Raw genomic sequence first — 12,130 nt, 5'->3', positions numbered from 1 at the left:
TCGCCTCCGCTGGCCGGCACAGGGGTCGGCGGGCCGTCAGGCGTCGACCCCGTACGGGTTCGTACGGGCTCGGGGTGCGGCCTTGCCGTGCTCGGATGCACGCCGCGAGGCTGGTGTGGCTGCGCCCTGCAACGAGGTGGCGCGGCCAGTGCCGGTGCTCGATGAAAGGTGACCTCCCCTATGACCACACGACGACGGACGCGGCGGCGCGCGGCCCTGCTCACTGGAGCCTCGCTCGCGCTCGGCGGGTTCCTCGCTGCGGCAGCGGCACTCCCAGCCTCGGCGGCACCGGCGACCGCCGGCAGCTACTCGGGCACCACCGACAGCGGTCGCGACGTCGAGTTCGACATCGACGGCACCGGCTCGCTCACCGGCTTCTCGACCACCAGCACCTGCACGATCTTCGGCATGTTCCCGCAGACGATCTTCATCGTGTGGCCCGGTGACAACCCGGCCGTCGACGTCGAGGTCGGCGTGCCCTTCGAGGTCGAATGGGAGCTGAGCGGCGGCAGCGGCACCACCACCTACGAGCTCTCCGGGGTACTGGATGCGGATGGCACCTTCACCGGGGAAGGACTGGCGCAGATGGACCTGCCCGTCCTACCCTGCGTCGCCTCGCCCTTCGAGTGGACCGCCGCGATCGGCGGCGTGACTCCGCAGCCGACGCCGACGGCGACTGCGACGCCGACGCCCACGGCGACTGCGACGCCCACGCCGACTGGGACCGCGACCGCAACCCCCGCGCCGACTGCCACCGCGACTGCGACGCCCACGGCAACGCCAACCGCGACGGCAACGCCAACCGCGACGCCAACGCCGACCGCGACGCCAACGCCGACCGCGACGCCAACGCCGACCGCGACCCCGACGCCGACGGGCACCCCGACCCCCACAGCCACCCCGACTCCCGCCCCGGCACCCATCGGTGCGGAGGATCTGACGGATGAACGCCGCGGCGGCATCTCCGCGCCGGCATCCGCCGAGGTCGGCGGAACGATCGCCCTCGGCGTGGGCGCCGACTACGCGGGCGCGACGGTCAATGTCTGGCTGCAGACCCCGGAGCCGCTCCTGCTCGGCTCGGTGCTTGTCGACGACGCCGGAAGCATCACCGTGACCCTGCCGGCCGAGCTGGAGCCCGGAGCCCGGACCATCGCGGTCTCCGACGCCACCGACGCACTAATCGGCTGGGACGCCATCGAGATCGTGCCGGTCGCATCCACGCCAGCACCGACGGCTATTCCGACCCCGACCGTAACGCCGACCACGGCCCCGACCACCTCCCCGACCTCCACGAGCGGCGAGACCCCAACGGCCTCCGCGCCGCCGTCCGCGACTGCCGGCCCTGGCTCGACGAGCACGACCCCGCCAGCGGGCGGAGCGGGTGGAACGGGCGGAGCCGATACCCCTGACGCGCTCGCCAACACGGGCTTCGACGGCGCCGCGACCTTCGGTTGGATCGCCGGCATCGGCGCCCTGCTGCTGGGACTTGGAGCCTACGGCCTGACGCGCCGCCGCCAGAGCTGAGCTCGGTCGCAGGTCTGACAACGGAGGCGGGGGTCGCGCGCAGCGGCTCCCGCCTCCGTCATCGCTCGGTCACCTGACGAGGCCTATCCGCCACGCCCAGGCCGCGATCTCGACGCGGTTGCGGGCGCCGAGCTTCACGCTGATGTTGCGCGCGTGGGTCTTCACGGTCGAGACGGACACGAAGAGGTCGGCCGCGATCTCCTCGTTGGTGCCGCCGCGCGCGATCGCGGCCGCGATCTCCACTTCGCGGTCGGACAGCTCGTGCTCAACATCGGATGCAAGCCGTCTGGTGGCACTCCCGGCGAGTTCGTCGAGCAGCCGCACCGTGATCGAGGGCGAGACGAGCGCGTCGCCGTCTGCCGCGGCGCGAACCGCTTCGACGAGCAGCCGGGGCCCCGCATCCTTGAGCATGAACCCGGATGCGCCGGCCTGCAGCGCCGAGCGCAGGTACTCGTCGGTGTCGAAGGTCGTGACGATGACCACTCGCGGCGCGTCCTGCCGGGCGGTGATGATCCGTGTGGCGTCGAGCCCGTTCATCCCGGGCATGCGGATGTCCATGAGCACGACGTCGGGCAGCAGCCGCGTGGCTGCGGCGACCGCCTCGTCACCCGAACCGGCGATGCCGACCACGCGGATGTCGCCCTCCGCCTCGAGGATCATGCGGAAGCCCGCGCGCACCATCTCCTGGTCGTCGGCGAGGACGACGGTGATCATCGCTGCGGCTCCAGGGGCAGGGTGACCGAGACCGTCCACGTGTCGGGGGTGTCGGCGCCCGCGCGCATGGCCCCGCCGAGCGCCGTGACCCGCTCGGACAGGCCCGTGAGTCCGAACCCGGCGGCGCCTTCCTCGCGGCTGCCGGCGCGCACTCCGTCGTTCTCGATCTCGAGCAGCAGCTCGGCGTCGACCACGCGCACCGACACGGCGGTTGTCCCGTCGGGCGCGTGCTTGCGCGCGTTCGTGAGCGCCTCCCTGACCACGCGGTACGCGGACTCGCCGACGCCGGGCGGCAGGGGAGCGTCCGCGTCCTCGAGGTGCAGGGTCGTGCGCTCGTGGCCTGGGTCGAACCGGTCGACGAGCGTCGGGATGTCGTCGAGGCCGTATGGCACGGTCAGGGGAGCAGGCTCCCCATCGCTGTGCTCGTCGCGGATCGCGCCGACCATGCGACGCATGCCGGCGAGCGCCTCGGTGCCGGCCGCCTCGATAGCGGTTAGGGCCTCGGTGGTGCGTTCGGGGTCGGCGCGGGCCACCGCGAGCGCCGCCTGCGCCTGCACGACGATCCCGGTGACCTGGTGCGCGACCACGTCGTGGAGTTCCCGCGCCAGCTCCAGCCGCTCCGCTCGCCGGGCGGCCTCGAGCGCGGATTCGCGGCGCAGGCGCACGAACCGCCCGGCGACGCCGCCGATGACGGCGCACCCCCACACCAGGACGGCACGGAGGATCGCGGTTTCGTCGACGCCGATGCGCAGCAGGGTCATGGCGAGCGCGACGACCAGAGCGCCGGCGCCGGCGGCGATCGCGCCCCGGAGGGAAGCCGCGCGCACGCCGAACACCGTGAGCACGACGAGGGCTGCCGACTCGGTCAGCGAAGGCCAGGGGCGCCGGCGGATGCGGCGACCCCGGACCCGAGGAGCGAGACCGCGAAGGCGGATCCCACGGTCACGACGACGGGCAGCCGGCCGCGGGCGAGCGCGAGTGCAGCCACGACGATGGCGACGAACGCGGTCGCCAGGGCCCCGGCGATGAGACCGTCGGCGGGACCGGTCTCCGGGACGACCGCAACCCGGGCGGCGAGCTCGAAGTCCACCACGAACAGCAGCGCGAGCGCCGCGAACTCGGCGATCTTCGGCGCGGCCTTGAGGCGGGCTGCAAGCGACCCGAGCCGCCGCCGTCCGCCATCGCTGCTTGTCGTCACGTCTCCATCCTCGCGGACGCGCCTCAAGCAACACTCCGTTTTGTGGGCAAATCGTTCGAAGGAACGAGCGCGCCGGCCATGACCGTCCCCTCGGTCGACGCGGGCAGCCGTGCCCACCTCAGAGGGTGGATGCATGACTTCAGACCTCGGCGACCTCCGTTCCCCGCCCTCCGCTCCGCCGGTTCCGCTGGCCGCCCGGGCCATCGACGTCGTGCGCGAGTACGGCGACACCGGCAACCGCGTCCGCGCCCTCGACGGGCTGAGCCTCGATCTGCCCGCGAGGCGGTTCACGGCCATCATGGGCGCATCCGGTTCTGGCAAGTCGACCCTGCTGCACTGCCTCGCGGGGCTCGACCAGCCGACCACCGGCCGCATCCTGCTCGGTGATACCGACCTCGGGCCGCTCGACGACGCGGCCCTGACGGCTGCGCGGCGCGACCGGATCGGGTTCGTGTTTCAAGACGGCAACCTGCTCCCGCATCTCACCGCGGGCGAGAACATCGACCTGGGTGCGTCGCTTGCGAGGCGTCGCCCCGAGCGCGGCTGGCGGGCTGAGCTCGTCGAACGCCTCGGCATCTCCGACCGGCTCCGGCACCTGCCGGCGCAGCTCTCCGGCGGCCAGCGCCAGCGGGTCGCCGTCGCGAGGGCCCTGCTCGGGCGCCCCGACCTGATCGTCGCCGACGAGCCGACGGGCGCCCTCGACAGCGAGTCGGGGAGCTCGCTGCTCGCACTTCTGCGCGCGTGCGTCGACGAGTACGGGCAGACCGTGGTGATGGTCACCCACGACCCGGTGGCTGCGGCCGTCACCGACGAGGTCGTGCTGCTCAAGGACGGCAGGGCGGCCGGCAGCCTGAGCGCGCCCACCCGCGGTCGGGTGCTCGAGCACGTCGCGGCGCTCGCGGCCGGTGCAGGGGTGCCCGCATGATCGTCATCCGCGCGGCCGCGAGAAGCGTGCTCCGGCGGCCAGGCCAGGCGGTGCTTATCGGCATCGCGATCGTCGCGGCGACGGCCTTCGCGGCGGCGTCGCTGCTCATCGCCCTCACCGCGAGGACCGCGCTCGTCGCGTTCGGCATGAGCACGCCCACGACGGCGGATGCCGTGGTCATCCCGCCGAGCGATCTGACGTCGGAGGCGGCCGCGGAGATCGCCGAGCGGGTGCGCACGCTCCCCGGCGTGGACGAGGTCGCCGTCGAGTACCTCGGCGACGTCGAGGTGCAGCTCGGCGGCACCACCGCCGTCTGGAAGCTGACGAGCGACCCCGGCTCCGGCCCCCTGAGTGGCATCGGCGAGCTGTCGGCCGGCTCCGCACCGGAGGTCGGCGAGGTGGTCATCGGCACGAGCACGGCCGAGCGCTCCGGCGCGGCCGTCGGTGACGTCTTCGTCGCGGGCGGACGTGAGCTCATGGTCGCGGGGATCGGGCAGGTGCACGAGTTCGGGCAGGACGTCGCCCTCATCCGGGAAGAGGATGCGGTGGCGCTCGGCGGGTCGCTGGCCCCGGTGCAGATCTTCGTCACGGGCGACCCCGACCTCGACGTGCTGAACGCGGTCGCGGGGGAGAGCACCGTCATGGGCGGCGAGGAGCGCCGCGCGGAGGAGGCCCGCTCGGTGATCGACACGCTCGTAGGTGTCTTCGGTGCCCTCACCGTGTTCGTCGGCCTCGCCGTGCTGTCGGCCGTCGTGATCGTCAGCTCGACCTTCCGCGTCCTGCTCGCCCGCCGGGCCGCCGAGCTCGCGCTGCTGCGCTGCGTCGGAGCATCCCGCGCTCAGGTGCGCCGCTCGGTGCTCGTCGAGGCGGCGTTCATCGGCCTCGTCGGCGGTGCCGTGGGCGTCGCGGTCGGGCTCGCGGCCGCGGCGGTGCTCGTCGCGGCGGCCAGAGGCGCCGGGCTGCTCGATGCGCCCTTCGATGCCGCGCCGGCGGGACTCATCGCGTGCCTCGTCCTCGCCGTGTGTTGCTCCATCGTCGCCGCACTGCCAGCTGCGCGGGCGGCGGGCAGGACCTCACCGGTCGCCGCGCTCGGCGAGGCTCGCTCCTCGGATGCCCGCTCGCTGCGAGGTGCGCCCCGCCTGCTCTTCGCTGGCGCAGCGCTCGTCGTCGCGGCCCTGGCCGCGCTCGCGGGGGTGGCCGTCGCATCCACCGACGAGTTCCTCGGCCTCGCGCTCGCCGCGCTGAGCGGCACGCTCGTCTTCGCGGGGCTCGTCGCCGCCGGGCCCTTCCTCATCCGCTGCTCGGCGCTCCTGCTGCGACCGCTCGCATCCCGGTCGGTCGCGCTCCGACTGACGATGTCCAACGCGAGTCGCGCATCGCGCCGCACCGCCGCCATGACCACCGTGCTGACGCTGGGCGTCGGCCTCACGGCCGCGCTCACCGTCGGCGTCGCAGGGGCGACCGCCGACGCCGAGGAGAGCGTCGCCCGCAACTTCCCGACCGCGGCCATCATCCCCGTCGACCTCGTCGACGACCCCGACGCGGTCGTCGAACGCCTATCGGCGGACCCGTCCGTGGAGGCACGCCTCGGCGAGTCCGACATCCTCATCGACCCGGCACCAGGGGTGACGCCCGAGGCGCTGCGATCAGCCGTGCTCGACCGCCTGGTGCCGGGCGTCCCCGTCTACTGGGCCGCCGACGTCCAGGCCGGGATCGAGCAGACCATCCTGGTCGGGCAGCTCATCGGGGCGGCCATGATCGGCGTGACGCTGCTCGTCGCGATGATCGGGGTGACCGTGACGCTGGCGCTCTCGGTCGCCGAGCGGCGCCAGGAGATCGCGCTGCTGCGCGCCCTGGGCGTCAGCCGGTCGGGGACTCGCCGCTCCGTCGCAGCCGAGGCCGCGCTCGCCGCCACGGTCGGCTCGGCGATCGGCGTCACCGTGGGCTGCGGATACGGGGTGCTCGCCCTGCACATCCTCGGAATGGCAGGCGGCATACCACCGTTCGGCACGCTCGCGGTGCTCGGGGTGGGCGTGATCGCCACCTCCGTGCTCGCCGCGGTCGCGCCCATGCAAGCCGCGAGCCGCGTGCAGCCGGCCATTGGCGTGGCCGCGCGCTGACGCGCTGACGCGCGGCTGCGCGGGGTTTTCGGGATGGGTTCCTCGCTTCGGGATGGGTTGCAAGCCACCTGCGTGCGTGGAAGACATCTCGAAATGTGGTCCGGGTGACGGTCACCACCGGGGTCGCGGGACGGTCGCCGGCGGCGGTTTCGGGATGAGAACCTCGCTTCGTTCAGGGAAGTTTTCCTCAACGAGGTGACGTTGCCATCCCGAGACGAATCCCGTCCCGAGACGAGCGCCAGCCCGAGACGTTCGCCAGGCTACGGTGTGGGCGGATGCGCCGCCGCGCTAGATCCAGCCGCGCTCGCGGGCGACGACGGTCGCCTGCTGCCTCGTCGAGACGGCGAGCTTTCCGAGCACCGACGACACGTAGTTGCGCACGGTGCCGGGGGAGAGGTGCAGGCTGCGGGCGATCTCGGCGATTGTCTCGCCGCGCTGTCCGGCACGCAGCACGTCGAGCTCGCGGTCGGTGAGGGGGCTGCGTTCGTCGGCCAGTGCGTCCGCGGCGATCTCGGGGTCGACGTAGCGTCGACCGGCGGCGACTCGGCGGATGATGTCGGCGACTTCTTCGGCGCGGCGGGACTTCGGGATGAACCCCTGGACTCCCGCGGCGAGCGCGCGGCGCAGCACCCCGGGCCGGGCGTGCCGGGTGACGACGATGCATCGCACCTCGGGCAGGTCTTGCAGGCGCTCGGCGACTTCGACGCCGTCGAGGCCCGGCATCTCGAGGTCGAGGAGGCAGATGTCGGGCTTGAGGCGCAGCGCCTCTTCGACGGCGGAGGTGCCGGTGCTGCACTCGGCGATCACCTCGAGGTCGTCTTCGAGGCGGAGCAGTGAGGCGAGGGCCGTGCGGATCATGTCCTCGTCGTCGGCGAGCAGCACCCGGATCATGCGTGGTCTCCTGTCGTCGCGGGGAGGCCGGAGTCGCCGGCGACCGGGGCGTGTCCGACGGGCAGGCGCACTTGCACGGTGAAGCTCGTGCCGTCGTTCCACGCCTCGACTTTGCCGCCGCTGACCTCGAGTCGCTCGCCCATGCCGGTCAAGCCACTGCCCCACGCAACGTCGGTCCCGGCCCCGCCCTCAGCTCCGGCCACGCCTCCGGCGCCGCCGTCGTGGCCCGCCGCGTCGTTCATCATGCGGTACACCCACGTGTCGCCGTCGCGGGCGAGCTCGATGCGGGCGCGGGCACCGTCACCGTGCTTGAGCACGTTGGTGACGCTTTCGCGCACGATCGGCCCGAGCACGTCGGCGGGGGCGGATGCGGCGCCGGCTCCCACGTGCATCCGCACGTCGTGGCCTGCGGCGCGGAGCAGGTCGGCCGCGTTCTCGAGTTCATCTGGGAGGGGTACGCCGCGGAAGCTCGTCGCGAGGGCGCGCGTGCCAGCGCGCGCCTCGTTGACGGCTCCCTGCGCGGCCCGGATCTGCTCGGCCGCCGCGGCTGGATCCTTCGTGATGAGGCGCTCCGCGAGCTCGAGCTGCAGGGCGATGACCTGCAGGTGGTGCCCTTGCAGGTCGTGCACGTCGTTGGCGAGGCGGAGGCGCTCGCGGGTCGCGGCGAGCTGGCTCTCGGCGGTGCGGGCCCAGTCGAGTTCCAGCACGATCTCCCACCACCAGAGGGAGAACGCGGTCATCGAGGGCACCATCAGGACGAAGAAGGCGGGCGCCGAGAACGCGCTCACCGGGATGCCCTGCGTCGCGAAGGCCGACGCCTCCACGAACACGAGCACGAGCACGAGCAGCGTCGCGCCGACGACGACCCGCCACCGCACCCCGGGTGTCCAGGGGCGGACGGAGAGGACAAACGCGACGACCGCCGCGGCGGCCAGCAGCGACGATGTGCCGAGCCCGAGGAGGAGCGCGCCGAGCGCCGCGAGCACGAACCCCGCCATGGTGAGCGTCGAGGGTGGGTGCCGTTCGCCGTCGCGCGCCGCGAGCACGCTCGGCCGGTAGTCGAGGAGCAGCAGGATGCTGGCGGCGATCCAGGCCACACTGCCGGCGATCGAGAGGGGGAACCGCCAGGGCGCGTCGAGTGCCGGCGCCGCCCAGGCCCAGAGGATCCAGAACAGGGCCGTGAGAGCGACGAAGAAGGCGACCCCCACCGCCGTGTACCACCAGGTGGCGGTGACGCCGCGGGCCAGCGCCGTCTCGCCGATGCGTGGAGTGCTCATCCCTCCACGGTAGGCCAGGCGTGGGCGAGCGGCCCGTGACATTTGTCATGAACCCGCACGCGCATCCTCACGAGGAGTGGTGACGCGGCGGCACTGCCGCACGCCGCGCATCCCGGGTGGAATGGAGACATCGCCGCGGCACCCGACGCGGCAGCCCACTTCAGCTCCGAAAGGCCACACCATGAACCCCATCGCAGAGCTCATCCTCGGTTTCCAGGACCTGATGGCGCAGTTGCCAGAGTGGCTGCAGCCGCTGATCGTCGCGCTTGCCGGCGCCGTTCCCTTCATCGAGGGTGAGGGGGCCGCGACGATCGGTATCATCGGCGGCATCAACCCGGTCATCGCCGCCACCGCGGGTGCCCTCGGCAACTTCATCGCCGTTGCGCTTGTCGTCTACCTTGGCGCTGCCATCCGGGCCCGCTTCGCGAAGTCGCCCGAGGACGCGACGCCGAAGACGGCCCGACGCGAGAAGTTCCAGCGCGCCTTCAACCGGTACGGCGTCGCCGGTGTGAGCCTCCTCGGCCCGCTGCTACTCCCGACGCACTTCACGGCCGCGGCGCTCGCGGGCAGCGGCATCTCGAAGGGGCGCGTGCTCGTCTGGCAGGCGGTCGCGATCGTGCTGTGGACGACGCTGCTGACCCTCTTCATCACCGGGGTCATCGCCTTCGCCGTCTGATCCGGCGCATGCCCGGCCGGTCAGCCGGCCGCAGATCAGGCCAGCGGATGCGTCAGCGCAGCGGGGTCCACCCGAACGGGGTGGGCCCCTCGAGTGTTGCGCGCTCGCGGTCGGCGCGCGCAGACCACCCCTGGGCCGCATCCTCGGCGTCGAATCCACCGCGGGCGACACGGAACCCGACGTCCTCGTGGTGCATGCGTGGCGCACCACCACGGCGGACGGACGCGCGCACGCTCCACGTGTCGTCGGCGTAGCCGCCACCGCGGAACACGCGGTAGTCGTCGTAGCGGGCCGGGTCGAGGAAGTCCCAGCACCATTCCCACGTGTTGCCGAGGGTGTCGAAGAGGCCGTTGAGGTTGGGGTGCTTGCCACCGACGGGCTGCGGGCTGGTGACGCCGTCGAGGCTGGTCCAGGCGACGTCAGCGAGCGGCCCGTACTGCGCGGCCGTCGATCCGGCCCGGCACGCGAACTCCCACTCGGATTCGGTGGGGAGGCGGATGCCGTCGGAGTCGACGTGCCAGGTGACCTGCTCGCCGTCGTACGAGTAGGCGGGGTCGAGGCCCTCCCATTCGGAGGCGGCGTTGCAGAAGCGGATGGCGCGCAGCCAGCTGACATCGGTCGCGGGCCGGTCGGGGTGGCTCATCCCGTCGTCGGTCGCCTCGCCGAGGAGCTCGCCGAGTTGCGACTGGGTGACCGCGTAGACGCCGATCTCGAACGGCTCGAGCTCCACGCGGCGGCGGATCTTGCGTCGCGCGTCGTGCAGTTCGACGGTGCCGCCGTCGATGGCCGAGAATTCGATATCCATTGGGGCCATCCTTGCACCGGAGGCCGCAACCGTTGCCTGGCGGATGGTTGTCGGGGCGTGAGAGCATGCCGGGATGATCGACTCCGCCGTCTTCGTGACCACCCCTGACGGTCGCTGCCTGCGCACGTTCGTGAGCGGGCCGCGCGACTCGGGCGCCGTGGTCGTGCTCGAGGCGGGCCTGGGTGCGAGCGGCCTGTACTGGGGGCTCGTGCACGGGATGCTCGCGGAGCGCGTGCGGGTCGTCGCTTACGAGCGAGCGGGGTACGGGGAGAGCACGCCGGATCTAGCCCCTCGAACGCTGGATCGCCTCGCCGACGACCTCGACGTGGTCGTGGATGCGCAGGAGCCGTCGCGGCTGGTGCTCGTCGGCCACAGCTGGGGCGGGCCGATCGTTCGGCGCCTGGCAGCTCGTCGCATGGCGGCGGGTGCGCCGATGGATGGGCTTGTGCTCGTCGACCAGAGCGACGAGCACGCGGCGCTGTACTTCCGGCCGTCGACTCGGCGCCTCTTCGGATTCTCGGCGGCGGTGCTCGAGCCGGCCGCCAGGCTTGGTCTGCTGCGCGTGCAGCTGCGGAGCCTCGTCGAGGGGATGGACCCAGTCGCGGCGGCGCAAACCCTGGATGCATCCACGAACCCGGGTGCGGCGCGGGCGGCGGCCGCCGAGCAGCGCCTCGTTGCGAGCGAGCTCGCCGGGTTGCGATCGCGCCCACCGAGGCTTGGCGACCTGCCGATGCGGGTGATCTCGGGCATGAAGGAGACGTCAGCGGATCGCACGCCCGGGCCGCTCATCGCGGCGCACCACGAGACGGTCGCCGCGCATCCGGGGGCCGTGCACGTTCGGGCGGAGAAATCGGGCCACCTCGTACCGAACACCGAGCCGGAGCTCGTGGCGCGGCAAGCGCTCGAGTTGACCCTGCACGTCGGGGACAGCGGTGTCGACTCGAGTGCATTGGTGTCCCTCGCTCGATCTGAGTGCTTCAAAAAGACCGACACGAACGCAGGCCGAAACGTTCCGCGGCGAGACGAGTTTCCGAGACGCTGACGAACCTGCACGTAGGCGATACGCCACACGGGATGTCCGACGAATGGGGGTGTCTTGGAAAGCTAATGGTTATTGAGGCTTCTCCGCATTCATTGCCTTGCTCGCGGAGATGTCGTCCGCATTCGCGCGGGAATACGTCGAAGGTCCTCGCTGTTTTACCGGTACCCCATGGGGGTATTTTGGTAGTAGTGACCGATCAGCGCACCGAGGAGGACCTCATGGTCCAGATGCACGCACATCACGACGAGCACGCACACCACGACCATCAGCCGGAGAGCGAGCACGCGGGGCACGGCGGGCACTCTGGACACGGAGACCATGTCGCGCAGTTCAGGAAGTTGTTCTGGGCGAACCTGATCCTCGCGGTCCCAGTGATCGTCTTCTCGGGGATGTTCGCGATGCTCCTCGGCTATCAACTCCCTGATGCGGCGTGGGCGATGTGGGTGTCACCGATCCTCGGCACGGTCATGTACGTGTGGGGTGGAGCTCCGTTCCTCTCGGGTGCTGTTGCCGAACTCCGTTCCCGCAAGCCCGGAATGATGCTCCTGATCGCTCTGGCGATCACGGTCGCGTTCGTTGCGTCGTGGGGTGCGAGCCTGGGGCTGCTCCACCACGAGCTCGAGTTCTGGTGGGAACTGGCGCTGCTGATCGTGATCATGCTGCTCGGGCACTGGATCGAGATGCGCTCCCTGGCGCAGACGACCTCGGCGTTGGATTCGCTCGCCGCGCTGCTGCCCGATGAGGCGGAACGAGTGCAGGGGGACGTTGTGTCGAAGGTCGCGCCCGCCGATTTGGCGGTCGGTGACGTCGTGATCGTGCGCCCCGGGGGGAGGGCGCTTGACCCCTGATCTTGGACACGCTGATTCCAGCACGGCGCTGGGGAAGCGAGAATCCAAGGGATGGCTAGGAAGAACTACACGGACGAGTTCCGGCAGCGGGCGGTGGATCTGTACGAGTC

General features: G+C 71.8%; 11 protein-coding genes and 1 pseudogene. 6 read left to right on the top strand and 6 right to left on the bottom strand.

The genetic code is table 11. From position 1 onward, the window contains the following. Positions 1-180 precede the first annotated feature (180 nt). A complete protein-coding gene (locus ABVF28_RS15075; protein ID WP_371031119.1) occupies positions 181-1,524 on the top strand; it encodes a hypothetical protein in 1,344 nt (447 codons plus the stop codon). A 69-nt stretch (positions 1,525-1,593) separates the two neighbouring features. On the opposite strand, the gene ABVF28_RS15070 is transcribed toward ABVF28_RS15075, so the two are convergent. From ABVF28_RS15070 to ABVF28_RS15060, 3 genes are read right to left on the bottom strand one after another with little or no spacing between them, the layout of a single operon-like run. Continuing rightward, a complete protein-coding gene (locus ABVF28_RS15070) occupies positions 1,594-2,238 on the bottom strand; it encodes a response regulator transcription factor (protein WP_211891273.1) in 645 nt (214 codons plus the stop codon). Beyond that, on the bottom strand, positions 2,235-3,065 hold the full coding sequence (locus ABVF28_RS15065; protein ID WP_371031118.1) for a sensor histidine kinase: 831 nt from the start codon (positions 3,063-3,065) through the stop codon (positions 2,235-2,237). Before ABVF28_RS15065 ends, ABVF28_RS15070 begins: the two co-directional genes overlap by 4 nt. A 38-nt stretch (positions 3,066-3,103) precedes the next feature. Beyond that, a complete protein-coding gene (locus ABVF28_RS15060; protein ID WP_371031117.1) occupies positions 3,104-3,436 on the bottom strand; it encodes a hypothetical protein in 333 nt (110 codons plus the stop codon). A 133-nt stretch (positions 3,437-3,569) separates the two neighbouring features. Here ABVF28_RS15060 and ABVF28_RS15055 point away from each other — a divergent pair, with 133 nt between their 5' ends. Then, positions 3,570-4,361 carry an ABC transporter ATP-binding protein gene (locus tag ABVF28_RS15055; protein ID WP_371031116.1) on the top strand — a complete coding sequence of 264 codons (792 nt, stop codon included), beginning with the start codon at positions 3,570-3,572 and terminating at the stop codon, positions 4,359-4,361. Next, positions 4,358-6,481, top strand: coding sequence for an FtsX-like permease family protein (locus ABVF28_RS15050; protein WP_371031115.1), 2,124 nt, complete (start codon positions 4,358-4,360; stop codon positions 6,479-6,481). The genes ABVF28_RS15055 and ABVF28_RS15050 overlap by 4 nt, the downstream gene beginning before the upstream one ends. Before the next feature lie 288 nt (positions 6,482-6,769). On the opposite strand, the gene ABVF28_RS15045 is transcribed toward ABVF28_RS15050, so the two are convergent. Next, a complete protein-coding gene (locus ABVF28_RS15045; protein WP_371031114.1) occupies positions 6,770-7,372 on the bottom strand; it encodes a response regulator in 603 nt (200 codons plus the stop codon). Beyond that, positions 7,369-8,649: a histidine kinase gene (locus tag ABVF28_RS15040; RefSeq protein WP_371031113.1), complete on the bottom strand. Its 1,281-nt coding sequence runs from the start codon at positions 8,647-8,649 to the stop codon at positions 7,369-7,371. Before ABVF28_RS15040 ends, ABVF28_RS15045 begins: the two co-directional genes overlap by 4 nt. 181 nt (positions 8,650-8,830) lie before the next feature. Here ABVF28_RS15040 and ABVF28_RS15035 point away from each other — a divergent pair, with 181 nt between their 5' ends. Next, positions 8,831-9,325 carry a small multidrug efflux protein gene (locus ABVF28_RS15035; RefSeq protein WP_371031112.1) on the top strand — a complete coding sequence of 165 codons (495 nt, stop codon included), beginning with the start codon at positions 8,831-8,833 and terminating at the stop codon, positions 9,323-9,325. A 52-nt stretch (positions 9,326-9,377) separates the two neighbouring features. Here the strand turns inward: ABVF28_RS15035 and ABVF28_RS15030 are convergent, their stop codons facing one another. Beyond that, complete coding sequence (locus tag ABVF28_RS15030; RefSeq protein ID WP_371031111.1) at positions 9,378-10,130, bottom strand: formylglycine-generating enzyme family protein; 753 nt, start codon at positions 10,128-10,130, stop codon at positions 9,378-9,380. Between the two features lie 73 nt (positions 10,131-10,203). On the opposite strand from ABVF28_RS15030, the gene ABVF28_RS15025 reads away from it, so the two are divergent. Together ABVF28_RS15025 and ABVF28_RS15020 are read left to right on the top strand one after the other, a co-directional pair. Further along, positions 10,204-11,172, top strand: coding sequence for an alpha/beta fold hydrolase (locus tag ABVF28_RS15025; protein WP_371031110.1), 969 nt, complete (start codon positions 10,204-10,206; stop codon positions 11,170-11,172). A gap of 227 nt (positions 11,173-11,399) precedes the next feature. Continuing rightward, positions 11,400-12,002 (top strand): annotated as a pseudogene (locus tag ABVF28_RS15020) (heavy metal translocating P-type ATPase); the annotation flags it as partial. Positions 12,003-12,130: the final 128 nt, after the last annotated feature.

The sequence above is a fragment of the Pseudoclavibacter sp. JSM 162008 genome, assembly GCF_041366455.1.
GTDB lineage: Bacteria > Actinomycetota > Actinomycetes > Actinomycetales > Microbacteriaceae > Pseudoclavibacter.
Note: the sequence above shows the minus strand (reverse complement) of the source record. Positions and strands in the feature narration are given on the sequence as shown.

Bases quoted from the DNA above. Each gene is read 5' to 3' on its own strand.
- ABVF28_RS15075 (WP_371031119.1), top strand. From the start codon at position 181: ATGACCACACGACGACGGACGCGGCGGCGCGCGGCCCTGCTCACTGGA.
- ABVF28_RS15070 (WP_211891273.1), bottom strand. From the start codon at position 2,238: ATGATCACCGTCGTCCTCGCCGACGACCAGGAGATGGTGCGCGCGGGC.
- ABVF28_RS15055 (WP_371031116.1), top strand. From the start codon at position 3,570: ATGACTTCAGACCTCGGCGACCTCCGTTCCCCGCCCTCCGCTCCGCCG.
- ABVF28_RS15050 (WP_371031115.1), top strand. From the start codon at position 4,358: ATGATCGTCATCCGCGCGGCCGCGAGAAGCGTGCTCCGGCGGCCAGGC.
- ABVF28_RS15045 (WP_371031114.1), bottom strand. From the start codon at position 7,372: ATGATCCGGGTGCTGCTCGCCGACGACGAGGACATGATCCGCACGGCC.
- ABVF28_RS15040 (WP_371031113.1), bottom strand. From the start codon at position 8,649: ATGAGCACTCCACGCATCGGCGAGACGGCGCTGGCCCGCGGCGTCACC.
- ABVF28_RS15035 (WP_371031112.1), top strand. From the start codon at position 8,831: ATGAACCCCATCGCAGAGCTCATCCTCGGTTTCCAGGACCTGATGGCG.
- ABVF28_RS15030 (WP_371031111.1), bottom strand. From the start codon at position 10,130: ATGGATATCGAATTCTCGGCCATCGACGGCGGCACCGTCGAACTGCAC.
- ABVF28_RS15025 (WP_371031110.1), top strand. From the start codon at position 10,204: ATGATCGACTCCGCCGTCTTCGTGACCACCCCTGACGGTCGCTGCCTG.